The organism is Cupriavidus sp. NPDC089707, assembly GCF_044748965.1.
In the GTDB taxonomy this organism is placed as follows: Bacteria; Pseudomonadota; Gammaproteobacteria; order Burkholderiales; family Burkholderiaceae; genus Cupriavidus.
Genome location: NZ_JBIVHB010000012.1, coordinates 109,582 through 134,612 on the forward strand (window position 1 = coordinate 109,582; position 25,031 = coordinate 134,612).

The 25,031-nt window shown below is 67.6% G+C and carries 28 protein-coding genes; 16 read left to right on the forward strand and 12 right to left on the reverse strand.

The annotated features are described in order from the left end of the window. The first annotated feature begins 52 nt into the window (after window positions 1–52). The 7 genes from ACIP1U_RS19890 to ACIP1U_RS19920 all read left to right on the forward strand — a co-directional run bounded on the left by ACIP1U_RS19890 (window position 53) and on the right by ACIP1U_RS19920 (window position 6,379). Complete coding sequence (locus ACIP1U_RS19890; protein WP_029048195.1) at window positions 53–835, forward strand: SDR family oxidoreductase; 783 nt, start codon at window positions 53–55, stop codon at window positions 833–835. Between the two features lie 105 nt (window positions 836–940). Next, window positions 941–1,378 carry a PaaI family thioesterase gene (locus tag ACIP1U_RS19895; RefSeq protein WP_400318236.1) on the forward strand — a complete coding sequence of 146 codons (438 nt, stop codon included), beginning with the start codon at window positions 941–943 and terminating at the stop codon, window positions 1,376–1,378. 98 nt (window positions 1,379–1,476) lie between these two features. Further along, window positions 1,477–2,487: an NADP-dependent oxidoreductase gene (locus ACIP1U_RS19900; RefSeq protein ID WP_116378597.1), complete on the forward strand. Its 1,011-nt coding sequence runs from the start codon at window positions 1,477–1,479 to the stop codon at window positions 2,485–2,487. Between the two features lie 77 nt (window positions 2,488–2,564). Next, the gene (locus ACIP1U_RS19905) at window positions 2,565–3,419 is read left to right on the forward strand and encodes a class II aldolase/adducin family protein (RefSeq protein WP_400318239.1); all 855 of its coding nucleotides are present in this window, start codon (window positions 2,565–2,567) and stop codon (window positions 3,417–3,419) included. An 81-nt stretch (window positions 3,420–3,500) separates the two neighbouring features. After that, entirely contained in the window at window positions 3,501–4,436 is a 936-nt protein-coding gene (locus tag ACIP1U_RS19910) for a glutathione S-transferase family protein (RefSeq protein WP_400318242.1), read from the forward strand. Window positions 4,437–4,505: 69 nt separating this feature from the next. Further along, a complete protein-coding gene (locus ACIP1U_RS19915) occupies window positions 4,506–5,408 on the forward strand; it encodes an SDR family oxidoreductase (RefSeq protein WP_400318244.1) in 903 nt (300 codons plus the stop codon). Window positions 5,409–5,452: 44 nt separating this feature from the next. Beyond that, a complete protein-coding gene (locus ACIP1U_RS19920) occupies window positions 5,453–6,379 on the forward strand; it encodes an alpha/beta fold hydrolase (RefSeq protein WP_400318247.1) in 927 nt (308 codons plus the stop codon). A 156-nt stretch (window positions 6,380–6,535) separates the two neighbouring features. On the opposite strand, the gene ACIP1U_RS19925 is transcribed toward ACIP1U_RS19920, so the two are convergent. Both ACIP1U_RS19925 and ACIP1U_RS19930 read right to left on the reverse strand, forming a co-directional pair. Beyond that, entirely contained in the window at window positions 6,536–7,057 is a 522-nt protein-coding gene (locus ACIP1U_RS19925) for an O-acetyl-ADP-ribose deacetylase (protein ID WP_400318249.1), read from the reverse strand. Window positions 7,058–7,119: 62 nt separating this feature from the next. Next, on the reverse strand, window positions 7,120–8,268 hold the full coding sequence (locus ACIP1U_RS19930; RefSeq protein ID WP_400318252.1) for an iron-containing alcohol dehydrogenase: 1,149 nt from the start codon (window positions 8,266–8,268) through the stop codon (window positions 7,120–7,122). A 310-nt stretch (window positions 8,269–8,578) separates the two neighbouring features. Here ACIP1U_RS19930 and ACIP1U_RS19935 point away from each other — a divergent pair, with 310 nt between their 5' ends. The 3 genes from ACIP1U_RS19935 to ACIP1U_RS19945 all read left to right on the forward strand — a co-directional run bounded on the left by ACIP1U_RS19935 (window position 8,579) and on the right by ACIP1U_RS19945 (window position 11,176). Further along, on the forward strand, window positions 8,579–9,586 hold the full coding sequence (locus ACIP1U_RS19935) for an alpha/beta hydrolase (protein ID WP_400318255.1): 1,008 nt from the start codon (window positions 8,579–8,581) through the stop codon (window positions 9,584–9,586). Between the two features lie 57 nt (window positions 9,587–9,643). Beyond that, window positions 9,644–10,627, forward strand: a complete 984-nt coding sequence (locus tag ACIP1U_RS19940) for a tripartite tricarboxylate transporter substrate binding protein (RefSeq protein ID WP_400318258.1) — start codon at window positions 9,644–9,646, stop codon at window positions 10,625–10,627. A 111-nt stretch (window positions 10,628–10,738) separates the two neighbouring features. Further along, entirely contained in the window at window positions 10,739–11,176 is a 438-nt protein-coding gene (locus ACIP1U_RS19945; protein ID WP_400318260.1) for a YbgC/FadM family acyl-CoA thioesterase, read from the forward strand. Between the two features lie 226 nt (window positions 11,177–11,402). Here ACIP1U_RS19945 and denD read toward each other — a convergent pair whose 3' ends face one another. The 7 genes from denD to ACIP1U_RS19980 all read right to left on the reverse strand — a co-directional run bounded on the left by denD (window position 11,403) and on the right by ACIP1U_RS19980 (window position 18,418). Further along, the gene (gene denD / locus ACIP1U_RS19950; RefSeq protein ID WP_400318262.1) at window positions 11,403–12,377 is read right to left on the reverse strand and encodes a D-erythronate dehydrogenase; all 975 of its coding nucleotides are present in this window, start codon (window positions 12,375–12,377) and stop codon (window positions 11,403–11,405) included. Between the two features lie 27 nt (window positions 12,378–12,404). Next, window positions 12,405–13,187 (reverse strand): 2-oxo-tetronate isomerase, encoded by a 783-nt coding sequence (gene otnI / locus ACIP1U_RS19955; protein ID WP_400318264.1) that lies wholly within the window; start codon window positions 13,185–13,187, stop codon window positions 12,405–12,407. A gap of 64 nt (window positions 13,188–13,251) precedes the next feature. Then, a complete protein-coding gene (locus ACIP1U_RS19960) occupies window positions 13,252–14,616 on the reverse strand; it encodes an MFS transporter (protein WP_400318267.1) in 1,365 nt (454 codons plus the stop codon). A 152-nt stretch (window positions 14,617–14,768) separates the two neighbouring features. Next, window positions 14,769–15,422, reverse strand: a complete 654-nt coding sequence (locus ACIP1U_RS19965; RefSeq protein WP_400318269.1) for an aldolase — start codon at window positions 15,420–15,422, stop codon at window positions 14,769–14,771. Further along, on the reverse strand, window positions 15,419–16,693 hold the full coding sequence (gene otnK / locus ACIP1U_RS19970) for a 3-oxo-tetronate kinase (RefSeq protein WP_400318271.1): 1,275 nt from the start codon (window positions 16,691–16,693) through the stop codon (window positions 15,419–15,421). The genes ACIP1U_RS19965 and otnK overlap by 4 nt, the downstream gene beginning before the upstream one ends. Before the next feature lie 12 nt (window positions 16,694–16,705). Continuing rightward, entirely contained in the window at window positions 16,706–17,599 is an 894-nt protein-coding gene (ltnD, locus tag ACIP1U_RS19975) for an L-threonate dehydrogenase (protein ID WP_400318274.1), read from the reverse strand. A gap of 51 nt (window positions 17,600–17,650) precedes the next feature. Continuing rightward, complete coding sequence (locus ACIP1U_RS19980; RefSeq protein ID WP_400318277.1) at window positions 17,651–18,418, reverse strand: FadR/GntR family transcriptional regulator; 768 nt, start codon at window positions 18,416–18,418, stop codon at window positions 17,651–17,653. 213 nt (window positions 18,419–18,631) lie between these two features. Here ACIP1U_RS19980 and ACIP1U_RS19985 point away from each other — a divergent pair, with 213 nt between their 5' ends. Beyond that, complete coding sequence (locus ACIP1U_RS19985; protein ID WP_400318280.1) at window positions 18,632–19,060, forward strand: GNAT family N-acetyltransferase; 429 nt, start codon at window positions 18,632–18,634, stop codon at window positions 19,058–19,060. A 27-nt stretch (window positions 19,061–19,087) separates the two neighbouring features. Here ACIP1U_RS19985 and ACIP1U_RS19990 read toward each other — a convergent pair whose 3' ends face one another. The 3 genes from ACIP1U_RS19990 to ACIP1U_RS20000 all read right to left on the reverse strand — a co-directional run bounded on the left by ACIP1U_RS19990 (window position 19,088) and on the right by ACIP1U_RS20000 (window position 21,322). Next, on the reverse strand, window positions 19,088–19,915 hold the full coding sequence (locus ACIP1U_RS19990) for an NRDE family protein (protein ID WP_400318283.1): 828 nt from the start codon (window positions 19,913–19,915) through the stop codon (window positions 19,088–19,090). A gap of 76 nt (window positions 19,916–19,991) precedes the next feature. Beyond that, window positions 19,992–20,282, reverse strand: coding sequence for a DUF4936 family protein (locus ACIP1U_RS19995; RefSeq protein WP_029048215.1), 291 nt, complete (start codon window positions 20,280–20,282; stop codon window positions 19,992–19,994). Between the two features lie 23 nt (window positions 20,283–20,305). Then, window positions 20,306–21,322 (reverse strand): YgfZ/GcvT domain-containing protein, encoded by a 1,017-nt coding sequence (locus ACIP1U_RS20000; protein ID WP_400318284.1) that lies wholly within the window; start codon window positions 21,320–21,322, stop codon window positions 20,306–20,308. Between the two features lie 183 nt (window positions 21,323–21,505). Here ACIP1U_RS20000 and mltG point away from each other — a divergent pair, with 183 nt between their 5' ends. From mltG to ACIP1U_RS20025, 5 genes are all read left to right on the forward strand, one after another. Beyond that, on the forward strand, window positions 21,506–22,501 hold the full coding sequence (mltG, locus tag ACIP1U_RS20005; protein ID WP_400318287.1) for an endolytic transglycosylase MltG: 996 nt from the start codon (window positions 21,506–21,508) through the stop codon (window positions 22,499–22,501). Between the two features lie 7 nt (window positions 22,502–22,508). Continuing rightward, a complete protein-coding gene (gene tmk, locus ACIP1U_RS20010; RefSeq protein WP_400318289.1) occupies window positions 22,509–23,120 on the forward strand; it encodes a dTMP kinase in 612 nt (203 codons plus the stop codon). Window positions 23,121–23,237: 117 nt separating this feature from the next. Then, window positions 23,238–24,251 carry a DNA polymerase III subunit delta' gene (locus tag ACIP1U_RS20015; RefSeq protein ID WP_400318292.1) on the forward strand — a complete coding sequence of 338 codons (1,014 nt, stop codon included), beginning with the start codon at window positions 23,238–23,240 and terminating at the stop codon, window positions 24,249–24,251. 62 nt (window positions 24,252–24,313) lie between these two features. Further along, entirely contained in the window at window positions 24,314–24,718 is a 405-nt protein-coding gene (locus ACIP1U_RS20020) for a PilZ domain-containing protein (protein ID WP_400318295.1), read from the forward strand. Between the two features lie 27 nt (window positions 24,719–24,745). Continuing rightward, a complete protein-coding gene (locus ACIP1U_RS20025; RefSeq protein WP_400318297.1) occupies window positions 24,746–25,018 on the forward strand; it encodes a hypothetical protein in 273 nt (90 codons plus the stop codon). Window positions 25,019–25,031 lie beyond the last annotated feature (13 nt).

A 25,031-nucleotide genomic window follows, 5' to 3' on the forward strand; every position in this document is an offset into this window, starting at 1 on the left:
GCTGGTTCTGACCCGCTTACTACCGATTCAAAGACAAGGAAGGAAGAGACACATGCGCACCATCCAGCAACTGTTTGACCTGAAGGGCAAGACCGCGCTGATCACGGGCGGCTCGCGCGGCCTTGGCCTGCAGATCGCCGAGGCACTGGGCGAGCAGGGCGCGCGAATCGTGCTGTCGGCCCGCAAGGCCGACGAACTGCGCGCGGCGCAGGAACATTTGAAGGGCCTCGGCATCGAGGCCGACTGGATCGCCGCCGACGGCTCGCAGGAGTCCGAGATCGCGCGGCTCGCCGACGAAGCGATCGCAAAGCTTGGCCACGTCGACATCCTCGTCAACAACGCCGGCGCCACCTGGGGCGCGCCGGCCGAGGACCATCCGGTGGAAGCGTGGGACAAGGTGATGAACCTGAATATCCGCGGCCTGTTCCTGCTGAGCCAGCGCATCGGCAAGCTGTCGATGATCCCGCGCCGCTACGGCCGCATCATCAACGTGGCGTCGATCGCGGGCCTGGCCGGCAATCCGCCGGGGTCGATGGAGACCATCGCCTACAACACCTCGAAGGGCGCGGTGGTCAACTTCACCCGCACGCTGGCGGGCGAGTGGGGCGAGCACAACATCACCGTCAACGCGCTGGCGCCGGGCTTCTTCCCGTCGAAGATGACCAAGGGCTCGCTCGAGCGCATGGGCGTCGATGCGATGTGCGCCGGCGTGCCGCTGCACCGCCTGGGCGACGACGAAGACCTCAAGGGCGCTGCGCTGCTGTTTGCCAGCGATGCCGGCAAGCACATCACCGGGCAGATCCTGGCGGTCGACGGCGGCGTCAGCGCGGTCTGAGCGCGCTGTGAGCGACTGCCGGCGTTTGCGGCAATAATGCGGGATCGGCGCCGGCGGCAGGCTGCCGCCGGCGCCTCTCCAACCCCCACTTCGACTCGCATTGCCATGAACCAGTACACCGGCTCCCTGAGCCATATCCCGTTCCTTTCCGACCTTGGCGTGACCTGCAGCCTGGCCGAGGGCGGGCGCAGCGAGATCTCGCTGCCGGTCGAAAAGCGCCACCAGAACAGCTGGGACATGGCCCACGGCGGCGTGATCATGACGTTGCTCGACGTGGCCATGGCGGTGGCCGGCCGCAGCGGCGATGCCGATGGCCGCGGCGTGGTCACCATCGAAATGAAGAGCAGCTTCATGGCGCCGGGCCGCGGCCACCTGACCGCGCGCGGCACCACGGTGCACCGCACCACCACCATGGTGTTCTGCGAGGCCGAGATCGTCGATGCCGACGGCAAGACCGTGGCGCGCGGCTCGGGCACGTTCAAGTACATCCGGCGCATGCCGCCACAGCGCCCGGGCGAAACCGATACCGGCGCCGACGGCTGAGCGCCGGCGCCAGGACAGCGCGGGGCGGCAGGTGCCCCACATAGCAGCTCCTAGCAGTTTCCATGCAGTTCCCATCTCCCAATGGAAGGAATCCGACCATGTCCAACACGTTCAAGCGCATCGTCCTGGCCTCTCGTCCGGAGGGCGCGGTGACGCCGGCAAATTTCCGGCTGGAAGAAGTGCCCGTGCCGCAGATCGCCGACGGCCAGGTGCTGGTGCGCAACCACTACCTGTCGCTCGACCCGTACATGCGCGGACGCATGAACGACAGCAAGTCGTATGCCGCGCCGCAGCCGCTCAATGAGGTGATGATCGGCGGCACCGTCGGTGAAGTGGTGGAAAGCAAGAACAGCAAGTTCAAGCCGGGCGACAAGGTGGTCGGCATGTTCGGCTGGCAGGAAATGGGCGTCAGCGACGGCACTGGCCTGCAGCCGGTCGATACCACGCATATCCCGCTGTCGGCGTACCTGGGCTCGGTCGGCATGCCGGGCGTGACCGCGTGGTATGGGCTGAACAAGATCATCCAGCCGAAGGCGGGCAAGACCATTGCGGTCAGCGCCGCGTCGGGCGCGGTCGGCAGCGTGGTGGGCCAGCTGGCCAAGCTGGCGGGCTGCCGCGCGGTGGGCTTTGCCGGTGGCAAGGACAAGTGCGACTACGTGGTCAATGAGCTGGGCTTCGATGCCTGTATCGACTACAAGGCGGCGAAAGACCCGAAAGAGCTCTACACCATGCTCAAGGAAGCCACGCCCGACGGCATCGACGGCTATTTCGAGAACGTCGGTGGCGAGATCTTCGACGCGGTGCTGTCGCGCATGAACGCCTTCGGCCGCATCGCCATGTGCGGCATGATCGCCGGCTATGACGGCCAGCCGCTGCCGCTGAAGAACCCGCAGCTGATCCTGGTCTCGCGCCTGACCATCGAGGGCTTCATCGTCTCCGAGCACATGGAGGTGTGGCCGCAGGCGCTGAAGGAGCTGGGCACCGCGGTCGCGCAGGGCAAGCTGAAGTTCCGCGAGAGCATTGCCGAAGGCCTGGCGAGCGCGCCGGAAGCCTTCATGGGTCTGCTCAAGGGCAAGAACTTCGGCAAGCAGCTGGTCAAGCTGGTCTGAGCGCAGCACCGGCACGCCGTGTCCCCACGGGCGTGCCGCGCAGGACAACGCAGGCAAAAAATGAGGAGGAGACACCCATGAACGCCCCGCAAGTTCCGCAAGTCCAGCAAGCCGCAAGCGATGATATCGGCGCCGGCCTGCCTGAAGAGGTCAAGGCGCGCTACCGCAACCTGCCGCGGCCGCCACAGTTCGCCACCGCGGGCGAAGAGCGCCTGCATCGCAAGCAGCGCCTTGCCGCCGCCTTCCGGCTGTTCTCGAAATTCGGCTTCGACGAGGGCGTGGCCGGCCATATCACCGCGCGCGACCCCGAGTTTCCCGACACCTTCTGGGTCAATCCGTTCGGCGTGCATTTCAGCCAGGTCAAGGTCTCGAACCTGATCCGCTGCGACCACCACGGCGACGTGGTGGAGGGCGACTACCCGGTCAATGCCGCGGCCTTTGCGATCCATTCGCGCGTGCATCAGACCCGTCCCGACGCAGTCGCCGCCGCGCACTCGCACAGCACCTATGGCCGCGCCTGGTCGACGCTCGGCCGCCCGCTCGATGCGCTGACGCAGGACGTGTGCGCCTTCTACAACGACCACGCGGTCTATGACGACTTTGGCGGCGTGGTGGTGGAGCTGGACGAGGGCCAGCGCATCGCCAACGCGCTCGGGCAGAACAAGGCCGCGATCCTGCAGAACCACGGCCTGCTGACGGTCGGCAAGACCGTGGACGAAGCCGCGTGGTGGTTCATCACGATGGAGCGTTCCTGCCAGGTGCAGCTGCTGGCCGAAGCGGCCGCGGCGCGCACGCAGGCGCCGCTGAAGGTGATTGCCGATGCTGCCGCACGGCAGGCGTATTCGATCGTCGGCACCGCGCAGGCGGGCTGGTTCCAGTTCCAGCCGCTGTATGCGCGCATCGTCAAGGAACAGCCCGACCTGCTGGACTGAGCGGCTACCGGAAAGCGTTGCAATGCGGCCGCCGCATGGCGGCTATCCCTGCAGTCGATCCACAACCGTGAGGTGGCACGCATGGCAGACATCATCCTTCACCAGTACGCAACGTCGCCGTTCTCGGAAAAAATACGGCTGCTGCTGGGCGCCAAGGGCCTGGCGTGGCAGGCGGTGGAAATCCCCGCCATTTTGCCCAAGCCCGACCTGCTGTCGCTGACCGGCGGCTACCGGCGCACGCCGGTGATGCAGGTCGGCGCCGATATCTATTGCGACACGGCACTGATCTGCGAAGTCGTCGACACGCTGGCGCCGTCACCGCCGCTGTATCCGCCCGCGCAGGCCGCGGCGGCGCGCGTGATGGCGGCCTGGTTCGATAGTGCGCTGTTTACCGCTGCGGTGACCCACGTGTTTCAGCCAGCCGGTGTCGCCAGCATGCTGGGCCATCTGTCGCCGGCGCAGATCCAGGCATTTGTCGCTGACCGCAAGGCCATGCGCGGCGACACCAACGCGCTGCGCATGCCGCTGCCAGAGGCCACCGCGCAGCTGCACGAAACCTTCGGCAGGCTCGAAACGCAGTTCGCCGCAGGCGTGGAGCATGTCTCCGGGCCATTGCTGTCCGTCGCGGACTTTTCGCTGTACCACAACCTCTGGTTTATCCGCCGCGCCGGCGCGCTGGCGCAGATGCTGGAGGCCTATCCCAGGCTGCAGGCCTGGTATGCGCGCATGAATACGTTCGGCCACGGGCGCCCTCACGTGATCGACGGCGAGCAGGCCATCGGCATGGCGCGCAGCGCGGACCCGTTGGCGCTCGAGGAAGGCGTGCGCGACGCCGATGGCTTGCAGCCGGGCGACCCGGTTACGGTCACGCCCACCGACTACGCGCGCGACCCCGTGGCCGGCGTGTTGCTGGCACTGGGCCCGCACCGCGTCACGCTGCGCCGGCAGGACCCGCGCGCCGGCGCGCTCAACGTGCATTTCCCGCGGCAGGGCTACCAGGTGCAGCGCGCTGCCTGAACCGGCAGCTGCGCTGCGCCGCTGCGCGCGGCCATCCTCCTACTGATTTCACGCGACAGGACAGACAACATGAAGGATTTCTCCAACAAGGTAGCCGTCATCACCGGTGGTGCTTCGGGGTTTGGCAAGGAATTCGCCCGCATCGGCGCCGATCTCGGCATGAAGCTGGTGCTGGCCGACGTGCAGGAGGACGCGCTGGACGCGACGGTGGCCGAATTCAAGGCGCGCAACGTGCCGGTGATCGGGCTGCGCACCGACGTGTCGCGCGCCGAGCAGGTGCAGGCGCTGGCCGACGCCGCGATGGAAGCGTTCGGGCAGGTCAACCTGCTGTTCAACAATGCCGGCGTGGGTGCCGGCGGACTGCTCTGGGAAAACTCGCTGCAGGACTGGGAATGGGTGCTCGGCGTCAATCTCTACGGCGTGATCCACGGCGTGCGCATCTTCACGCCGCTGATGCTGGCCGCCGCGGAGAAGGACCCGTCGTACCAGGGCCATATCGTCAACACCGCGTCGATGGCAGGCTTGCTGAACCCGCCTGCGATGGGCGTGTACAACGTATCCAAGCACGCTGTGGTGTCGCTGTCGGAAACGCTGTACCAGGACCTGGGCCTGGTCACCGAGCAGGTGCGTTGCTCGGTACTGTGTCCGTACTTCGTGCCCACCGGCATCAACCAGTCGCAGCGCAACCGGCCCGCGGAGCTGGCCAACCAGGTGCCGCCGACGCGTTCGCAGCTGGTGTCGCAGGCGCTGTCGGACAAGGCCGTCGGCTCCGGCAAGTTGACCGCCGCCGAGGTGGCGCAGAAGACCTTCGATGCCATCGTCGCCGATAGCTTCTATATTTATTCGCATCCGCAGGCACTGGCGCCGGTGCGCCAGCGCTTCGAGGACATCGTCGGGCCGCGCAACCCCGGCGATCCCTTTGCCGACAAGCCCGAAGTCCGTGCGGGCCTCGTGGCCGCGCTGCGCGGCTGACACGCCAACGCCACCAACGAGGAGCCACGCACATGGAGACCACCATGGCCACCCCCGCCGTGATCCGGCACCTGCAATACGCCAGCCTGTCCAATGGCACCCGGCTGCACTACGCCAGCGCCGGCGAGCGCGGCAAGCCGCTGATGCTGTTCGTGCACGGATTCCCCGAGTTCTGGTACGAATGGGAAGCGCAGCTGGCAGAGTTCGGGCACACGCACTTCGCCGTCGCGCCCGACCTGCGCGGCTACAACCTGTCGAGCAAACCGGGCGACGTAGAGTCCTACCGGCCGCGCCATATCGTCGAGGACCTGGTGCAGTTCATCGGGGCACTGGGCTATGACCAGGCAATCGTGGTGGCGCACGACTGGGGCGGCGCGATCTGCTGGAACCTGGCGATCCAGTTTCCGCAACTCGTGCGCCAGCTTGTCATTATCAACTCGCCGCATCCGTACCTGTTCGCGCGCGCGCTGGCCACCGATCCGGAGCAGCAGGCCGCCTCCGCCTACATGAACTGGCTGCGCAAGTCCGGTTCGGAAAAGGCGTTGGCCGCCAACGACTTTGCGCTGCTGGACCGCATGCTGGCCGACGCCGAGGGCAAGCCGGCGGCGTGGTACACGCCGGAGACACGCGAGCGCTACCACGCCGCGTGGTCGCAGCCTGGCGAAGAGGGCGTGCATCCGCTGACCGGCGGCGTCAACTTCTACCGCGCCTCGCCGATGCGGCCGCCGGGCGACGGCGAGGCGGGGCCGGATCTGTCGCAGCTCGATCCGGACAGGTTCGTTATCCGCGTGCCGACGCTGGTGATCTGGGGCGAACGCGACCGCGCCTTGCCGAAATCCCTGCTCAACGGCCTGGAGGACTTTGTCACGGACCTGCGCCTGGAGCGCATCCCGGACGGCACCCACTGGGTCATCCACGAGCAGCCTGAGCACGTCAACCTGTTGATCCGCAGCGCATTGCCAGCGGGCTAGCCGCGCCCTGCCGGTTCCTCGGACAGGTCGCACCGGGGCGCTGGCGCCACCGTTGCCGCGTTCAACGGCGTGCTGCCGCCCGGCCGACGGCAGCCGGACCGTGCCGCGCGCCGGGGCCTGCGCCACAAGTTCAGACGCAGGCCCCGACGGCCGGCGTCAGGACAGGCGCTCGCGGTACAGGCGGTAGTTCTCGTCGTCGAAGCAGACGAAGGTCACCTGCTCGATCTCGGGCGCAGCCGCCAGCGCTTCGCGCACCGCGGCGATGGCGATATCCGCCGCGCGCTCGCGCGGGAAGCCGTAGATGCCCGTGCTGATGTTGGGGAAGGCGAGCGTGCGCAGGTGGTGCTGCGCGGCCACGCGGATGCTGTTGCGGTAGGCGTCGGCAAGCTGTTCGTCCTCGCCCTGGCTGCCGCCATGCCAGACCGGGCCGACGGCGTGGATCACGTACGGCGCGGGCAGGCGCCCGCCCGTGGTGATGACCGCCTCGCCGGTGGGGCAGCCGCCCTGCGCATCGCGGATCGCGCGGCAGGCCTCCATGATGGCGGGGCCGCCGGCCCCGTGGATGGCGCCGTCGACGCCGCCGCCGCCCAGCAGCCCGCTGTTGGCCGCGTTGACGATGGCATCGACTTCCATCCGGGTGATGTCGCCATGGACTACCTGCAGGTGCTCGCCGGTCATGTGGTCTCCTGGTTTGAGAGCGCACCCGCCGCGGTGCCGGCGGGCCACCTTGCTGCTATGCACTACATGGATTGCTCAAGCATACGCCGATAATCCGCCGCGCTGGCTTCTTTCGGGTTGGTCTTGTGGCAATGGTCGGCCAGCGCGCCGGCGATCACCTTGTCAAACATCTCCTCCGTGACGCCCATCTGGCGCAGCCCGGTGGGCAGGCCCAGGCGTGCCGTCATGTCGTGCACGGCCTGCGCGATATCGGCGCCGTCGGGCAGATGCATGGCGCGGCGCAGCCGTGCGTAGCGGTCGTCGCGCACCACCGTGGGCGCGTCGGCGTTGAAGCGCAGCACCGCCGGCATCACCACCGCGTTGAGCGTGCCGTGATGCAGGCCGGTGCGGCCGTCGATCTTCAGCCCGCCCAGCGGGTGCGACAGCGAATGCACGCAGCCCAGCCCCTTCTGGAAGGCCATCGCGCCCTGCATGGATGCGCTCATCATGTTCAGCCGCGCGTCGCGGTCCTGGCCGTCGCGGGTGGCGCGCTCGATATGGGTCCAGCCGCGTTCCAGGCCGTCCAGCGCGATGCCGTCGGCGGGCGGGTTGAAGGCGGGGGCCAGGAAGGTCTCGATGCAGTGGGCGATCGCGTCCATGCCGGTGGCCGCGGTCAATCCGGCCGGCAGGCCCAGCGTCAGCTCCGGATCGCAGATGGCCGACTTGGGCAGCAGATGCCACGAGTGGAAGCCCAGCTTGCGCCCGTCGTCGAGAATGATGATCGCGCCGCGCGCCACTTCGCTGCCGGTGCCAGAGGTGGTCGGCACGGCGATCAGCGGCGCGGCCTGGTCGGTAATCCTGGTGCTGCCGCCTTCGATCGTGGCGTACGTGGTCAGCTCGCCCGGGTGCGTGGCGAGGATGGCGATGCCCTTGGCGAGGTCGATCGACGATCCGCCGCCCACCGCCACCAGCCCGTCACAGCCGGCATCGCGGTATTGTTCGGCGGCCTTGCGGACCATCGCCTCGGTCGGGTTCGACGGGGTTTCGTCGAAAACCGCGACCGGCAACCCCTGCATCGCGTCGATGGCCCGTTGCGCCACGCCGGCCGCGACCACGCCTTTGTCGGTGACCAGCAGCGGGCGGCGGATGCCGATGCGCTCGCATTCCGACTTGAGCAGGTTGACCGCGCCGAAATCCAGGTGGATGTGGGTCAGATAGTAGATAAACGCCATATTTGCTTGTCTCCTGCAGGGATCTGCCGCGAACCGGGGTCCTGGTAAGGCACTGGCCAGGCGCGCCGCCTTCGGTTTCAATGGGTTGTTGTGGCCCGCGCCGCGCGCCAGCCGATCATCGCGCAAAAACTGGCTCGCGTGGCAGGCAGGCGTGAGGCTTTCGGGGTTATCTCGTACTGCCTCGTTTCAGAAACATCTGGCATCATACTAAAATCGAACGATCGTTCACTATTCGAACTTCCACCGATGCGGGCGGCGTCCACGACGCGCTGGCCGTGATAGTCGGGGTTCGGATTTCACTGATTTCTTCATGTCCGCCGTACCGTCTTCCGACCAACCAACGCCTGGCCTGCCGCTGGCGCCGCTTGACCCGCAGGTGTCGCAACTGCTGGAACTGATCGCCCGCGCCAAGCGGCCGCCGATCAATGCACTGGATCCGGAGGACGCCAAGATCGCTTACGAGAAGAGCGCGCCAATTCTCGACATCAGCCCGCCCGCCGTGCACGCGACCGAAGACCTCCAGGTGCCCGCGCGTGACGGCCATGCCATCCCGGCGCGGCTGTACACGCCGCGTGAGGCCAGCTGGGCCGAGCCGCTGCCGCTGCTGGTGTACTTCCACGGCGGCGGCTTTACAGTCGGCAGCGTCAATTCGCACGATGCGCTGTGCCGGCTGCTGTGCGGCCAGGCCGATTGCATGGTGCTGTCGGTAGATTACCGCCTCGGGCCGCAATGGCGCTTTCCGACCGCGGTGAACGACGCGTTCGACGCGCTGCACTGGATCTTTGCCGAAGCCGAGCGGCTGGGTGCCGACCCGGCCCGCATCGCGCTGGGCGGCGACAGCGCGGGCGGCACGCTGGCCGCGGCCAGCGCCGTGGAGGCGCGCAACGCGGGGCTCGCCCCCGTGCTGCAGATGCTGTTGTACCCCGGCACCTGCGCGCGCCAGGACACGCCATCGCACCGCGCACTGGCCGAAGGGTACCTGCTGACCGCCGAAATGATCCGCTGGTTTTTCGCGCAGTACCTGGACCAGGAAGCCAGCCGCGACGACTGGCGCTTCGCCCCGCTGGACGGCGGCGGCACCGGCGCCGACGTGCGCAATGTGTGCCCGGCCTGGATCGCAGTAGCCGGGTACGACCCGCTGCATGACGAAGGCGTCGCCTACGCAGCCAAGCTGCGCGCCGCGGGCGTGCCGGCCACGCTGGCGGACTACCCCGGCATGATCCATGATTTCTTCAAGCTGGGCCGGTTCGTGCCGGCGGTGGCGCAGGCGCATGCCGATGCCGTCGCCGCGCTGCGTACCGCCTTCGGCCAATCCTGACAACACGCAGCACCGACCTTTTCAGCAGTGACTTGCAGCACAAGGAGACCTAGTCAAATGCAACGCCGCCAATTTATCGCCCGCGCGGGCCTCGCCGCTGCCACCGCAGCCATCGGCCTGGCCGCCATGCCTGCCCAGGCACAGGCCGACAAGTTCCCGCAGCGCCCGATCCGCCTGGTGATCGGCTATACCGCCGGCGGCTCCACCGACATCCCGTTCCGCGTCCTGGCCGACAACGCCTCCAAGATCCTCGGCCAGCCGGTGATCGTCGAGAACAAGCCCGGCGCCGGCGGCGTGCTGCCCGCGCAGATGATGCAGACCACGGCGCCCGACGGCTACACCCTGGCGCAGGTCGCCATGCCGGTCTATCGCCTGCCGTACACCACCAAGATCAACTGGGATCCTGTCAAGGACCTGAGCTACATCATCAACCTGGCCGGCTATTCGTTCGGCCTGGTGGTGCCGGCCGATTCGCCGATCAAGACCATGCAGGAGTACGTCGCGTATGCCAAGGCCAATCCGGGCAAGCTGACCTACGGCTCGCCGGGCAGCATGACCACGCTGCACCTGACCATGGAAGAGCTGGCGCTGCAGCAGGGCGTGCAGTTCTCGCACATCCCGTACAAGGGCAATGCGGAATCGATGCAGGCGCTGCTGGGCGGCCACGTGATGTCGGTGGCCGATACGCCGGCCTGGGCGCCGTACGTGGAGCAGGGCAAGCTGCGCCTGCTGTCGACCTGGGGCGAGAAGCGCTCGGCGCGCTTCCCCAACGTGCCGACGCTGAAGGAACTGGGCATGGGCATCGTGCAGACCTCGCCGTTCGGCCTGGTCGCACCCAAGGGCACGGACCCGAAGATCGTGCAGAAGCTGCATGACGCCTTCAAGAAGGCGATGGAAATGCCCAACTACCGCGAATCGCTGGCCAAGTTCGACATGGAGCCGTTCTACATGAACACCCAGCAGTACGCGCAGTTCGCCGCCGATACCGTCAAGAAGGAAAAGGCGATCATCGAGAAGCTGGGCCTGGCCAAGCCGCAGTAAGCCAACGCCGATTGCGTTCAACCAGGCCGCCGCGCCTGCCGGTCCTGTGCCGGCGGGCTGGCGGCCTGATGCTTTGCATTGCGCCGACAAACAACCAAGGAGACGACGTCAATGGCCAAAGAAGAGTTCCGCCACACCATCCCGCTGCGCGTGCGCTGGTCCGAAGTCGATCCGCAATCGATCGTCTTCAATGCGCACTACCTGACCTATTGCGATATCTGCGTGACCGAGTACTGGCGTGCACTGGGGATCCGCTATCCGGAGGACGTGCTGCACGCGCACGGCGTTGATATCTTCGTGGTCAAGTCCACGCTGGAGTATCACGCATCGGCGCGCTTTGACGATGAGCTGGAACTGCGCGGGCGCATGGCGCGGCTGGGGCGATCCAGCATGTTGTTCCGGGTGGAGATGTACCGGGGCGACGAGCACCTGATTACCGGTGAAATCGTCTATGTGTGCGCCGATCCGGCGACGCAGAAGTCGGCGGCGATCCCGGGGGGGGTGCGGGAGATTATCGAGGGGTATGAGGTGGTGAAGCCGGCGGGGTAGCCCGCCCCGACGAGGCTTCAAATCCCGCTTGTTTGCTCCCCTCTCCCGCTTGCGGGAGAGGGGCAGGGGGTGAGGGCAGGCGCTGGCATACCGACGCGCTTGACTTCGTGGAAGCTCCGGCCCTCACCCCCACCCCTCTCCCACTTCGCGGGAGAGGGGAGCGATTGCAAGGGGTGATGGCAAGCTCCCGCGTCTTTGCGTACAACTAGCTTGCCGCGGCGCCAGCTTACTTCCCCACCCCCGCATCTTCCATATAAGCCCGGATCACCGCATCAAAGCTGGCATCGCTCTCGAACCCCAGCTCCAGCGCCCGCTCGGCATTCCACGCCGCAGGCCACGTGCCGACGATCTTCTCGACGCGCTCTTCACGTTCCCACGTCACAAGATCCGCCACCGCATCGCCAGCCACGCGGCGCAGCGCGTCGATCATGCCCGCCGCCGTTACCGACAGCCCCGGCAGGTTGACCACGCGTCGGTTGCCCAGCCGTTCGCCAGCCAGTTCGATGCCATTGACCAGCGCCGCCACCGCCGCACGCGGCGACAGCAGCCACAGCCTGGTCTCCGGCGCCACCGGGCAGTTGGCCGCCACGCCCGCCAGCGGCTCCCGGATGATGCCGCTGGCGAACGACGAGGCCGCCGCATTGGGCTTGCCCGGACGCACGCTGATGGTCGGCAGGCGCAGCACGCGGCCGTCGACGAAGCCGCGGCGGCTGTAGTCGGACAGTAGCAGTTCGCCGATCGCCTTCTGCACGCCGTACGACGACTGCGGGTTCAGCGCGGTGTCGTCCTGCACCACCGGCGGCAATTCGCCACCATAGACTGCGACCGAGCTGGTGAACAGCACGCGCGGCTTGTGGCCGAGTTCGCGGCAGGTTTCGAGCAGCGCGCGCGAGGCGTCGAGGTTGACGCGCATGCCCAGTTCGAAATCCGCCTCGGCCTGGCCACTGACCACGGCGGCGAGGTGGAACACCGCGGCGGTGTCCTGGTCGATGGCTTGGCGCAGTACCGCGGGATCGGACAGGTCGCCGGTCACCACGCGCACGCGCGCATCGTCAACACCTTGCGGCGCCACCACGTCGAGCAGCGTCAGGCGTTCGAAGGCAACGGCCTGGCCGTCGAGGTCGAGGGTGCCGCGTTGCAGCAGCACGCGGGCGAGTTGCAGACCGAGGAAGCCGGCGCCGCCGGTAATCAGTACGTTCATGGCGAGAGATCAGTGATTGTTCTGTAATCAGCGGCCGAGGTAGGGCTTGAGCCAGCCCAGACCTTCCGACGTGCCGGCGCGCGGACGGTATTCGCAACCGATCCAGCCTTGGTAGCCAAGCGAATCGATCAGGTCGAACAGGTACGGGTAGTTCAGTTCGCCAAGGTCCGGCTCATGGCGCTCGGGCACGCCGGCGATCTGGATATGGCCGATGCCGGGCATGTCGCGCTTGAGCTTCATCGCGATATCGCCTTCGACGATCTGGCAGTGGTAGCAGTCGAACTGCACCTTCAGATTGGCCGCGCCGACTTCCTTGCAGATCGCCTGCGCGGCGTCCTGGCGATTCAGGAAATAGCCCGGCATGTCGCGTGTGTTGATCGGCTCCAGCACGATGGTCACGCCCTGCGCGGCGGCCGCCTTGGCGGCGAACGCGACGTTTTCCAGGTAGGTGGCACGGTAGCGCGCGCGGTCGGCATCGGCCGGCACCAGGCCTGCCATCACATGCACGCGGTCATTGCCAATCACACCGGCGTATTCCAGCGCGCGGCCGACGGCGTCACGGAATTCCGCCTCACGCCCCGGCAGCGATGCCAGGCCACGCTCGCCCGCTGCCCAGTCGCCCGGCGGGGCGTTGAACAGCGCCTGGGTGAGACCGTTTTGGTCCAGGCGTGCCCGCAACTCGGCGGCGGGATGCTCGTACGGGAACAGGTACTCCACCGCCTGGAAGCCGTCCGCCGCGGCAGCGGCGAAGCGATCCAGGAAAGCGTGCTCGTTGTACATCATCGAGAGATTTGCGGCGAAGCGCGGCATGGGAACTCCAGAGCGTAGGACGAAGCCTGCCCGGTCGCAGTCAGCGCGACCGGGCGGCCGGATTTCAGCGGTTGACCAGTTTAGCCGGCGTCAGCCACACCAGCACGGCGCCGACCACCAGGATCGCGGACAGCACGTACATCGGCAGCTGCGTGCTGTGCGTCAGGTCCTTCAGCGCGCCGACCATGTACGGCGACACGAAACCGGCCAGGTTGCCGACCGAGTTCACCACGGCGATGCCGGAAGCGGCGGCAATGCCGGACAGGAATGCGGTGGGCAGCGACCAGAACAGCGGCGCGCAGGTCAGCACCCCGGCGGCAGCCAGCGACAGCGCGGCGATGGACACGGTCGTATTGTTGGTGAACGAGGCGGCAATGGCAAAGCCGACCGCACCCATCAGCGCCGGCACGATCAGGTGCCAGCGGCGTTCCTGGCGCGCATCGGCGCTGTGGCCGAGGATGTTCATGACGACGATGGCGCAGATGAACGGGATTGCCGACAGCAGGCCGATCTTCAGGTTGCCGGTGACGCCACTGGCCTTGACCAGCGTGGGCATCCAGAACGTCAGCGCATACTGGCCGGTGACGAAGCAGAAGTAGATCAGGCACATCCACCACACGCGGCGGTCGCTGAACACGGCGCGCAGCGAGTGGCCATGCGCCTGGCCGGCGGCCGCGCCGGCCTTTTGCTGGTCTTCCTCGACATTGCGCTTAAGCACGCGCTTTTCATCGGCGCTGAGCCACGGTGCCTTGTCGATGCTGTCGCGCAGCACGAAGATCGTCACCACGCCGATGACCAGTGCGGGCAAGGCTTCCAGCAGGAACATCCATTGCCAGCCGCTCATGCCATGCGTGCCGTTGAAGGCATCCATGATCCAGCCCGACAGCGGGTTGCCGAACATGCCGGCGACCGGAATGCCGGACATGAACAGCGCGATCATCTTGGCGCGGCGGTTGGCGGGGTACCAGTAGGTCAGGTACAGGATCACGCCGGGGTAGAAGCCCGCCTCGGCCAGGCCGAGCAGGAAGCGCATCACGTAGAACTGCGTCGGCGTCTTCACGAACAGGAACAGCGCCGAGATGATGCCCCAGGTGATCATGATCCGCGCGATCCAGATGCGCGCGCCGATCTTGTGCATCAGCAGGTTGCTGGGCACCTCGAACAGGAAGTAGCCGATAAAGAACAGGCCGGCACCCAGGCCGAATACGGTCTCGGAAAAGGCCAGGTCCTGGCCCATCTGCAGCTTGGCGAAGCCGACGTTGACGCGATCGAGGTAGGCGATCACGTAGCACAGCATCAGGAACGGCATGATGCGCCAGAACACCTTGCTGTAGGCGCGTTTCTCGATCTGGGTGTCAGTGTCGAGCCGGGCGTTGCCGCCCAGGCTGTCGAAGGCGGGCACGTTGGCCGCCGGTTGGTTGGATGGCATCGGTGGTCTCCGGGTAGAGTCAGTCTGGTCTAGTAATGAGCTTGAGGCCACGCGAATCGCAGGCATGCGTGTGCCCCGCACGGTGGCCGCAAGGCAACCGCGCCGGTGAAATCCGTATGGCCGTGGTCAGTCTGAAAAAGCGGGTGGCTGTGCTACCAGCGCGCCTGGAAGGCGTCGCGCAACTCAGCCAGTGCGCCGTCGGGCAGCGCCGCGCGGGCGGTGAAGCCCGGCGTGTCCTTCATCATCATCCATAGCTTGGCGGTCTCCTCCAGTTCTTCCAGCGCAAACGCGGCGCGCGAGACGCTGGACTCCCATACCACCGGCCCGAGGCGCTCCAGCAGCACGCCGCGTACCTGCGCGGCCAGCGTGGCCACGCGCGCGGCGACCGCGGGATCGCCGGGCCGGTGATAGGGAATCAGCGGGATATGGCCGACCTTCATCACGTAGTAGGGCGTGAGCGGCGGCAGTACGTCGTCCGGTTGCCAGGCACCGGCCAGCGTGAGGGCCACGAGGTGCGTCGAGTGCGAGTGCACCACGGCATGCGCCCCGGGGTTGTTGTCGTAGATCGCGCGATGCAGCGTGAGCGTCTTGGACGGCTTGTCGCCCGACACCCAGGTGCCGTCGGTGGCGACCTTTGCGACCGTGGCCGGGTCCATCATGCCCAGGCACGCGTCGGTCGGCGTGATCAGCCAGCCGTCATCCAGCCGCGCGCTGATATTGCCGGCCGAGCCGACGGTATAGCCGCGCTGGTAGAGACTGGCGCCGATGCGGCAGATCTCTTCGCGCAGCTTGCTTTCGGTGGTCATTGCTGACCTCCCGGTTGTCGCAGCGCTTCGTCAAAGAAGTCCGGGCCGCCGAAATTGCCCGACTTGAGCGCCAGTGCCAGCGGCGTGGCGCCGAGCGTGACCGTGGCCGGCACGCCGGGGGCGATCTGCGCGCCGATGCGCAGTGCTCGTACGTTCAGCGCCTGCACCACGGCGCCGGAGGTCTCGCCGCCGGCGACGACAAAGCGGCGCGTGCCACGTGCGAGCAGGCCGGCGGCGACGGTGGCCAGGCATTGCTCGACCAGGTGGCCGGCGCGCTCCACCCCCAGTTCGGCCTGTACGGCCTTGACTTCGTCGGGGCTGGAAGTGGCGTAGACCAGCACCGGCTCGTCATGCGAGGCGGCGAAGTCCAGCGCGGCGTCGGCCACGGCTTCGCCGCGCGCCAGCGCCAGCGGGTCGATGCGCAGCGCCGGGCGGCCTTGCTCCAGCCAGCGTGCCACTTGCCCGTTGGTCGCGCGCGAAGCGCTGCCTGCCAGCACCACGCCCGGGCCGTCGACGGCAGGGACCGCGTCGGCATCGCCGCGCTGCGGCAGCAGGCCGGCGCGGCGGAAATTCTCGGGCAGGCCCAGCGCGATGCCGGAGCCGCCGGTGATCAGCGGCAGGCCGGCGCAGGCTTCGCCCAGCGTGAACAGGTCGGCGTCAGATACCGCATCGGCAATCGCCAGCCGCACGCCGTCGTGGCGCAGCGCCGCGATGCGGTCGGCCGTGGCCTGCGCGCCGCGCGCCACGGCGTCGTAGCGCAGCAGGCCGACCTTGCCTTGGCTCTGGCGCTGCAGCACGCGCACCAGGCTGGCATCGGTCATCGGCGTCAGCGGATGGTGCTCCATGCCCGATTCATTGAGCAGCGCATCGCCCACGAACAGGTGGCCGCGGAAGATGGTGCGGCCATTCTCGGGGAAGGCGGGGCAGGCGATGGTGAAATCGCTGTCCAGCGCATTCAGCAGCGCTTCGGCGACCGGGCCGATGTTGCCGGCATCGGTCGAATCGAAGGTCGAACAGTACTTGAATACGAACTGGCGGCAGCCCTGCGCGCGCAGCCATTCCAGCGCGGCCAGCGACTGCGCCACGGCCTCGGCGGCGGGGATGGTGCGCGATTTCAGCGCGACCACCAGCGCATCCGCTTCGCCGATATCGGCCACGGATTCAGGCACGCCGATGGTTTGCACGGTGCGCATGCCGTTGCGCACCAGCGTGTTGGCGAGGTCGGTGGCGCCGGTAAAGTCGTCGGCGATACAGCCAAGGAGCGCGGTCATCGTCAATGCTCCTTACTCAGCTTTGCCCGGCAGTTCGATGCCCGGAAAGATCTTGATCACGGCTGAATCGTCTTCGCCGCCATGGCCGGCGGTGGAAGCCATCATGAACATCTGGTGCGCGGCGGCCGACAGCGGCAGCGGGAATTTGCTGGTGCGCGCGGTGTCGAGCACCATGCCGAGGTCCTTGACGAAGATATCGACCGCCGACAGCGGCGTGTAGTCGCCCTTCAGGATATGGGGCACGCGGTTTTCGAACATCCACGAGTTGCCCGCGCTGTGCGTGATCACGTCGTAGAGCGCACCCGGGTCCACGCCTTCGCGCATGCCGAGCGCCATCGCCTCGGCCGCGGCGGCGATATGCACGCCGGCCAGCAACTGGTTGATGATCTTGACCTTGGAGCCCGCACCATGCGCGGCGCCCAGGCGGTAAACCTTGCCGGCGATGGCAGCCAGCACGTCCTCGGCCAGTGCGTAGGCTTCGGCGGGGCCCGAAGTCATCATGGTCATTTCGCCGCTGGCGGCGCGCGCGGCACCGCCGGAGACCGGCGCGTCCAGCATCAGCAAGCCCTTTTCAGCGAGGCGGCGGCCCAGCGTCTCGGCAAAGCCCGGCGGCACCGTGGCACTGGCGATCACCAGCTTGCCCGGCTGCATATCGGCCACCGCGCCGTTGGCGCCGAACAGCACGGCCTCGGTCTGCTGCGCGTTGACGACCAGCGTCAGCACCACGTCGCAGCGGCTGCCCAGATCGGCGGGCGACGCGCACGGCACGCCGCCTTCATCGGCAAAGCGCTGCAGCACTTCGGGGCGCAGGTCGCAGGCGTGCACGTTGAAACCGGCACGCAGCAGCGACTGCGCGACACCAAAGCCCATGGCACCAAGGCCGATGACGCCGATATTCCTGGACATAGAGGGACTCCTGAATCTGATACGGGAAAAGCTTGAAAGGTGCGGATGGCGTCAGTTCGACGCGCCCCGCGTGCCGGCGGCTTCATCGTCTGCGGCGCCGCTGCCATCGGCACCCTCATCGGCACCCAGCTGGGCCAGCCGGCGGGCGGCGTTGTACATGTGGTTCTGCGCGGCATTGCGCGCGGCCAGCGGGTCGCCGGCGCGGATCGCCGCGACGATGGCCTGGTGTTCCTCGCGCACCTGGCGCGAGAAATCGGCGCGGCGCGCCTCATTGGTTCGGGTCACGCGGGTGGCCGTTTCCAGATACTGGCTGAGGAATTCCAGTGTCTTCAGGAAGTAGGGGTTGCCGGTGGCGCCGGCAATGGCGCGATGGAAGGCCACGTCCGCGGCCACGCCGTCGCCGCCTTGCTCGACTTCCTCGTCGATGCGGGCCAGTGCGGCATCGATGGCGGCCATCGACGCATCGGTGCGGCGACGGGCGGCCTGTGCGGCCACTTCGGCCTCGATCGCGCGGCGCAGCTCGACAATCTGCAGCACCGATTCCAGCGTGCCGGTGTCGGTGTAGTCGATGCGCAGCGGCCGGATGCCGGCCTGCAGCGTCACGAATACGCCGCTGCCCTGGCGCGATTCGACCACGCCTTCGTACTTCAGCCGGGAAATCGCCTCACGCACCACGGTGCGGCTGACGCCGAACTCTTCGGACAGCACCGCTTCGGTGGGCAGCTTGTCGCCGCGGGCAAAGGCGCCGCTCTGGATCTTGTCCAGCAGTTGTTCGGCGACGTTGTCGGTCAGGGCACGGGCAGGGACTTTCTGGAACACGTGCAAACTCCCCTGGTTATTCGGTAATAAGGTCATCATACAAATTTGCTAGGAAGATGCCGATCCCGGGGAAACCCTAGTATGGTGCGATGGCAGTTGCCAATGCTCCACTTTGGTGCTTCGCCGCTTGTCCCGGGCTGGCGTATCATGGGCGCCCGTCCGGGTTTGGAAAACCGGGACACCAATATCTACCCAAGCCAGACCCCAACCACCATGCCAGTCACCGTCCTGATCTGCCCCTGGTCCGAAGCGCGCGAACGTGCCCGCGCCATCCGCTACACCGTGTTCGTCGAAGAGCAGAACGTACCGGTGGAGCTGGAATGGGACGAATGGGACGAGCCCAGCTGGCACGCGCTGGCGCTGGCCGCGGATGGTACCCCTGTGGCCACGGGCCGGCTGCTGCCCGACGGCCATATCGGCCGCATGGCGGTGCTGAAAGGGGCGCGCGGCACCGGTGTCGGCGCGCAGGTGCTGCAGGCGCTGATGGAGAAGGCCGCGCAGCTCGGCTACCCGGAACTGGTGCTCAATGCCCAGACCCATGCCGCGCCGTTCTATGTGCGCGCCGGGTTTGCCCAGTCGGGGGAGGCGTTCGAAGAAGCCGGCATCCCGCATATCGAGATGCGCAAGCGGCTGGCGGGCTGAGCGCCTGCTGCCACCCCGCTGCCACCATTACCGCGGTGCCTGCATGATGCGGGTATCGCGCGGCAGGTTCAGCTTGCCGTGGTAGGACACGTCGCCGATGCGGCCATTGGCATCGAAGCTGCGTTCGCTCAGGTCGAAGCGGCCGTCGTGCCGCACGCGCAGCACCGTGCTCGCGCGGGTGCCGTATGACGGCGAGCGGATAAACGCCGACGACAGCAGTTTCTCCCACTCCGGCGCGACGCCGGTGGAAGGCAGCTCGAAATCCGCCGCCTGCCGTTCGTCGGCCAGCATCTGCAGGTAGGGCCCGGCGCTGGCATCGGCCCGCCCGCTGTCGGCCGCCAGCACCTCGGCAAGTGCGCCCACGCGGCTGCGCACCTTGGGCCAGGGGGTGTCCAGCAGTGCATTGGACAACCCGTACAGGCCCGGTCGCAGCTTCTGCGGCTGGCGCGTGGCCGAGCGGTTGCTGTACCACCAGAGCTCGCGCAGGTCGCAGGCAAGCAGGTTGAAGCCGTTGTAGCAGCCGTCCTCCCCGGTCAGCCCGTCGAGATAATCGAACGGCGCGTCATGGCCGCGCAGGAAGCCGGCCACCAGCTCGCCGCGCGAGCGCGCGTCGGTGCGTTTTTCGGAAGGGGCGCGGTAATTGGTCAGCGCGGCAAAGCGCCCGTCGGCGTTGACGCCCATCCAGGTGCCGGGCTCGCCGATGACTTCCGCCAGGTCGCGTCCGGCCAGCACCTGCGGCGCGTCTTGCCACCAGTGCACGGCCGCCGCTGGACGAACATAGAATTCATCGCGATTGCCGGCGACGACCAGGGCATAGTCCGGGTGGGATTGCCAGGCAACCAGGATCAGGCACATCGTTCGACTTCCTTTGCCGCCGGCGGCGCTGGGGGCGTGATTCCGGCGTACTTCGCGTTTCGGCAGTCCCGGGGCGCTACAGCACGTCCAGGTCGATAAAGTGTTCGGCTTGCCGCTCGCCGTCCACCCACTGGTCCAGCCCGCTCTGGCGCCACAGGCCGGCCAGCGTGACATCGAAGGCGGGCGGCACGTCGGCGTAGCATTCCATCCAGGTCTGCACGCCGGCTCGGGTCTCGGGCCTGCGCATCAGCGTACCACCAATTCCGGTCGCCTCGGCAACCGTCTCCATCCACCGGTGCCAGAGCGGCAGCGCTTCGGCGGCAACGGCCTCGGGCACGCGGAAATAGACGAACAGGTGGTCGCTCATGGCATGGCTCCGCTTCTGAAAAGTCAGCCCGCCGCCTGGGCAGCTTCGCCCAGCGGCACGTCGTAGGGCAGGGTGGCGGTCGCCAGCACCGGGCCTTCGGCGCTACCCAGGCGCAACGCGCTGCCGGCGGCGTCGATCTTGAGCTCGGCCAGCCCCGCCCATCCGCCCTGCGGCGCGGGCGCGGCGTTGACGATCATGCCGCACGGCTGGCCGGGATCCTCCGGCCGGTAGATCTCCGCGGCGGGCGCCGGCACCTCGCCGTCGCCCTGCACCAGCCACATGCGGCGCTTGAGCGTGCCGCGGTACTGGCTGCGCGCCACGATTTCCTGCCCCGGGTAGCAGCCCTTGCGGAAATTCACGCCGCCGACCAGTTCGAAATTGATCATCTGCGGCACGAACTGCTCCTGCGTCGCGGCGACGATGCGGGGCAGGCCGGATTGCACTTCCAGCCAGTCCCACAGCGCCTGCGGCGACTCTTGCAGCTTGCCGGCCAGCGCCGCGCGCACGGCGTCGGCGCGCTCGGCGGGCAGCACCAGTTGCCAGCGCGGCTGCCCGGCGGCGTCCGGCAGGCGGATCACGGTGATGCCGTCGGCCTCGGCCACGGCAAAGGCCGCTTCCGGCGCCGGCAGGTTCGCGGCGGCCAATGCTGCGGCGGCACCGGCCCCGGCGACGCCGACGATGGCGCTGGCGGGCGTGATATCGGCCAGCTTGGCCTTGGTGCGCAGCACGAACATCGACAGCCGCTTTTGCACCATGGCCTGGATATCGGCGGACAGCTGCAGCACGATGCCTCCGGCATCGCGCCACATCAGGAAGGAGGCGAGCAGGCGCCCCTTGGGCGAACAGTAGCCGGCCAGGCGCGCGGTACCCGGCTTCAGGTCCTCGACCGCATTGGTGAGCTGGGTGTGCAGGAAGCTGGCGGCATCGTCGCCGGCCACGCGGATCAGTCCGAGCCCGGCGGGGGCACAGGCAATGCCGCCGGCGTGCAAGGATTCAAGGCTGGCGGCGAGTTCCGGGGCTTGGGCATTCATCACTGGCATTGCGAAATCGTGGCGATCGTCGGGGACAAATCGGGTTGGAAAGGCACCGTTGGCGGCGCGCGCGGCCGGGGTGCGCAAGAGGCGCCGGAGCCGCCGCGCATGGTCGGTGCGAGGCTGCCGGTTATTATATGGGGCTACGAGATTTTCGGCCGGGGCGCCGCAGTCTCACCCCGATCCTGATACATGAAACGTTTTTTCCTTCGCCTGGGCCTGGCGGTCCTGGTACTCGCGCTGGCGGCAGCCGGCGGCTTTGCGTGGTGGGCCAATCACCCGCTGGCGCTGAACCGTTCGCCGGTCGAAGTGGTGATCAAGCCCAATTCCGGCGTGGCCAGCGTCGGTCGCCAGATCCAGCGCGGCGGCGTCGGCATGGATCCGCGGCTGTTCGCGCTGCTGGTGCGCCTGACTGGCCACGGGCCCGACCTCAAGGCCGGCGGCTATGAATTCGAGGCCGGCGCCACGCCGCTGTCGGTGATGGGCAAGCTGGTGCGCGGCGAAGTCACGCACTACGTGGTCACCGTGATCGAGGGCTGGGAATTCCGCAAGATGCGCGCGGCGGTCGATGCCAGCCCGGCGCTGCGCCACGATACGCGCGACATGTCCGACGCGGAGCTGATGAAGGCGATCGGCGCCGCCGAGACTTCGCCCGAAGGGCTGTTCTTCCCGGACACCTACCTGTTTGCGCGCGGCAGCAGCGATATCGACTTGTACAAGCACGCCTATCGCGCCATGCAGCGCCGCCTCAATGAAGCCTGGAACGCACGCGCGCCCGACCTGCCGTACAAGTCCCAGTATGAAGCGCTGGTGATGGCATCGATCGTCGAAAAAGAAACCGGGCAGGCCACGGAGCGCCCGATGATCGCCGCGGTGTTTATCAACCGGCTGCGCAGGAACATGATGCTGCAGACCGACCCGACCGTGATCTACGGACTGGGCCAGGCCTTCGACGGGGACCTGCGCAAGCGCGACCTGCAGGCCGACACCCCGTACAATACATACACCCGCACCGGCCTGCCGCCCACGCCGATCGCGCTGCCGGGCCTGGCCTCGCTGGCGGCGGCCACGGCGCCGGCACCGTCCGATGCGCTGTACTTCGTCGCCCGCGGCGACGGCAGCAGCCATTTCTCCAACTCGCTACCCGAACACAACCGCGCGGTCGACAAGTACCAGCGCGGCAAATAGGCATTCCATGCGCGGAAAATTCATCACCTTCGAAGGTATCGACGGCGCCGGCAAGAGCACCCATATCGACTGGGTGGCAGCGCGGCTGCGCGCGCGCGCCGGCATTCCCGCCGTGGTCACGACCCGCGAGCCGGGCGGCACACCCCTGGGCGAAGACCTGCGCCAACTGCTGCTGCACCGGAAAATGCACCTCGAGACCGAGGCGCTGCTGATGTTCGCGGCGCGGCGCGAGCATATCGCCGAGGTCATCGCTCCTGCGCTGGCGCGCGGCGAATGGGTCATCTCGGACCGCTTTACCGATGCCACCTTTGCCTACCAGGGCGGGGGCAGGGGCCTGTCCACGCATCGGCTCGAAGTGCTGGAAGACTGGGTGCAGGACGGCCTGCAGCCGGACCTGACGCTGCTGTTCGATGTGCCGCTGGAAACCGCCAGCGAGCGGTTGGCCGGGGCGCGTGCGCCGGACAAGTTCGAGGCCGAATCGCGTGCGTTCTTCCAGCGCACCCGCGACGAATACCTGCGCCGTGCCGCGGCAGCGCCGGGGCGCTTCCGCGTGATCGACGCCACGCGCAGCATCGAGGCGATTCGCGAGGAACTCGAGAAAATCGTCGCAAGTCTCTGATTTGGCAGGGCTATATTCGGGCGATGATGGAGGACGCCTGCGCAAGGTTGCGCGATTCACAATACCCAGACTTGCCAAGCTACAACGTCAAATACCGCAGCTAACCCACTGATTTACATGCTCTATCCCTGGCAGAAGGAAGACTGGCAACGGCTCGGCATCCTGCGCGAACGGCTCCCGCATGCGTTGCTGATCCATGGCCAGCAAGGCATCGGCAAGCGCGACCTGGCGCTGCATTTCGCGCAAGGCTTGTTGTGCGAGGCGCCGCTGTCCGACGGCCAGCCCTGCGGCCAGTGCCCGGCGTGCCACTGGTTCAGCCAGGGCAACCACCCCGATTTCACCGTGGTGCGCCCCGAGGCACTGGACGCCTCGGCCGAGCCTGATACCGACGAAGGCGGCAAGAAAAAGGCGCCGAGCAAGATCATCCGCATGGAGCAGGTGCGCGCGCTGATCGATGCGGTGGGCGTCGGCACGCACCGCGCAGGCCTGCGCGTGGTGGTCGTGTATCCGCTCGATGCGCTGCAGACCGAGGGCGCCAACGCGCTGCTGAAGACGCTGGAGGAACCGCCCCCCTCGACCGTATTCCTGCTGGTGACCGACCGGCTCGACCGTATCCTGCCGACCATCCTGTCCCGCTGCCGCCAGTTCTCGGCGCAACGCCCGACGCCGGAGGCCGCGCTCGCGTGGCTGCAAGGCCAGGGGGTTGCCGATGCCGAGGCCCAGCTGGCGCAGGCCGGCGGTTCGCCGTTGACCGCGCTGCACGCGGCCGAGGCCGAGGAGCAGCCGCTGCAGCGCTTGCTGGTCAGCCAGCTGGGTGCGGGCGCCGCGTTCGACGCCTCTGCCGCCGCCGAACAGCTGCAGAAGCTGCCGGTGCCCGCCGTGCTTGGCATCCTGCAGCGCTGGACGTACGATCTGCTGAAGCTGCGGCTGGATGCCGCCGGCAGCACCGCGCCGCGCTACTTCCCAAAGGAGCGCGCCGCACTGGCGCGCTGCGCCGGGGCCACCGACGCCCACCAACTGCAAGCCTTTGCGACGCGGCTGACCGCGCATCGCCGCAGCGAGAACCATCCGCTGGCGGCAAGGCTGGTGATGGAGGCAGTATTCCTGGAGTACCGGCAGCTGTTCCGATAATGCAGCGCCGTTGCAAGGCAAAGCCATAACAACAAGCAGCATCGTCATTCAGGGGGGCAACCATGAACACTGCAGTGACCGGGGCACCACCGGGCGCCCCGCTGGGCGCACCGACAGGCAGCGGGGCGGCTTCGCGCCCCAATGTGCTGTCGTTGTCCATCAAGGACCAGGCCGGGCTGTACGCGGCCTATATGCCATTCCTGGCACGCGGCGGCATTTTCGTGCCGTCGAACCGGCCGTTCCGGCTGGGCGAGCAGGTGTTCCTGGTGCTGTCGTTGCTGGACCGGCCGCAGAAGTATCAGATCGCGGGCCAGGTGGCCTGGATAACCCCGGCGGGCACGCCGATGAAGACCCCCGGCGTCGGCGTGCACTTTCCCGATGACGACAACGGGCGCAACCTGCGCCGCGCGGTGGAGGAGATCCTGGGCAAGCTGCTGGAGTCCGGGCGCCCCACGCAAACCTTATGAAGATTGCGAAGATGGTTTTGCAATCCATTGATTGTTAATGAATTCCTCACTTTTTCCCTGCACATTGCCGAGCCCGGCGACCTGTCGGGCGTTGTGGCGATCTACAACAGCACCGTGCCGTCGCGCATGGTCACCGCCGACACCGATCCTGTCACCGTGGCCTCGCGCCAGGCCCTGGGCCTGTTCGCCACAATGGGCTTTAGTCGCTGGGGCGACCTCCCACGCGTAGCAGTGCTGGACGGCGTCGAGCGCGACCTGATCATCGTCGGCCGCCGCGTGGATGGCGAGCAGCAGGCCTGAGCGGCCGAGTGGC

Excerpts from the sequence above, each read along its gene's own strand:
- ACIP1U_RS19890 (WP_029048195.1), top strand. The coding sequence starts at position 53 with ATGCGCACCATCCAGCAACTGTTTGACCTGAAGGGCAAGACCGCGCTG.
- ACIP1U_RS19895 (WP_400318236.1), top strand. The coding sequence starts at position 941 with ATGAACCAGTACACCGGCTCCCTGAGCCATATCCCGTTCCTTTCCGAC.
- ACIP1U_RS19900 (WP_116378597.1), top strand. The coding sequence starts at position 1,477 with ATGTCCAACACGTTCAAGCGCATCGTCCTGGCCTCTCGTCCGGAGGGC.
- ACIP1U_RS19905 (WP_400318239.1), top strand. The coding sequence starts at position 2,565 with ATGAACGCCCCGCAAGTTCCGCAAGTCCAGCAAGCCGCAAGCGATGAT.
- ACIP1U_RS19910 (WP_400318242.1), top strand. The coding sequence starts at position 3,501 with ATGGCAGACATCATCCTTCACCAGTACGCAACGTCGCCGTTCTCGGAA.
- ACIP1U_RS19915 (WP_400318244.1), top strand. The coding sequence starts at position 4,506 with ATGAAGGATTTCTCCAACAAGGTAGCCGTCATCACCGGTGGTGCTTCG.
- ACIP1U_RS19920 (WP_400318247.1), top strand. The coding sequence starts at position 5,453 with ATGGCCACCCCCGCCGTGATCCGGCACCTGCAATACGCCAGCCTGTCC.
- ACIP1U_RS19925 (WP_400318249.1), bottom strand. The coding sequence starts at position 7,057 with ATGACCGGCGAGCACCTGCAGGTAGTCCATGGCGACATCACCCGGATG.
- ACIP1U_RS19930 (WP_400318252.1), bottom strand. The coding sequence starts at position 8,268 with ATGGCGTTTATCTACTATCTGACCCACATCCACCTGGATTTCGGCGCG.
- ACIP1U_RS19935 (WP_400318255.1), top strand. The coding sequence starts at position 8,579 with ATGTCCGCCGTACCGTCTTCCGACCAACCAACGCCTGGCCTGCCGCTG.
- ACIP1U_RS19940 (WP_400318258.1), top strand. The coding sequence starts at position 9,644 with ATGCAACGCCGCCAATTTATCGCCCGCGCGGGCCTCGCCGCTGCCACC.
- ACIP1U_RS19945 (WP_400318260.1), top strand. The coding sequence starts at position 10,739 with ATGGCCAAAGAAGAGTTCCGCCACACCATCCCGCTGCGCGTGCGCTGG.
- denD (WP_400318262.1), bottom strand. The coding sequence starts at position 12,377 with ATGAACGTACTGATTACCGGCGGCGCCGGCTTCCTCGGTCTGCAACTC.
- otnI (WP_400318264.1), bottom strand. The coding sequence starts at position 13,187 with ATGCCGCGCTTCGCCGCAAATCTCTCGATGATGTACAACGAGCACGCT.
- ACIP1U_RS19960 (WP_400318267.1), bottom strand. The coding sequence starts at position 14,616 with ATGCCATCCAACCAACCGGCGGCCAACGTGCCCGCCTTCGACAGCCTG.
- ACIP1U_RS19965 (WP_400318269.1), bottom strand. The coding sequence starts at position 15,422 with ATGACCACCGAAAGCAAGCTGCGCGAAGAGATCTGCCGCATCGGCGCC.
- otnK (WP_400318271.1), bottom strand. The coding sequence starts at position 16,693 with ATGACCGCGCTCCTTGGCTGTATCGCCGACGACTTTACCGGCGCCACC.
- ltnD (WP_400318274.1), bottom strand. The coding sequence starts at position 17,599 with ATGTCCAGGAATATCGGCGTCATCGGCCTTGGTGCCATGGGCTTTGGT.
- ACIP1U_RS19985 (WP_400318280.1), top strand. The coding sequence starts at position 18,632 with ATGCCAGTCACCGTCCTGATCTGCCCCTGGTCCGAAGCGCGCGAACGT.
- ACIP1U_RS19990 (WP_400318283.1), bottom strand. The coding sequence starts at position 19,915 with ATGTGCCTGATCCTGGTTGCCTGGCAATCCCACCCGGACTATGCCCTG.
- ACIP1U_RS19995 (WP_029048215.1), bottom strand. The coding sequence starts at position 20,282 with ATGAGCGACCACCTGTTCGTCTATTTCCGCGTGCCCGAGGCCGTTGCC.
- ACIP1U_RS20000 (WP_400318284.1), bottom strand. The coding sequence starts at position 21,322 with ATGCCAGTGATGAATGCCCAAGCCCCGGAACTCGCCGCCAGCCTTGAA.
- mltG (WP_400318287.1), top strand. The coding sequence starts at position 21,506 with ATGAAACGTTTTTTCCTTCGCCTGGGCCTGGCGGTCCTGGTACTCGCG.
- tmk (WP_400318289.1), top strand. The coding sequence starts at position 22,509 with ATGCGCGGAAAATTCATCACCTTCGAAGGTATCGACGGCGCCGGCAAG.
- ACIP1U_RS20015 (WP_400318292.1), top strand. The coding sequence starts at position 23,238 with ATGCTCTATCCCTGGCAGAAGGAAGACTGGCAACGGCTCGGCATCCTG.
- ACIP1U_RS20020 (WP_400318295.1), top strand. The coding sequence starts at position 24,314 with ATGAACACTGCAGTGACCGGGGCACCACCGGGCGCCCCGCTGGGCGCA.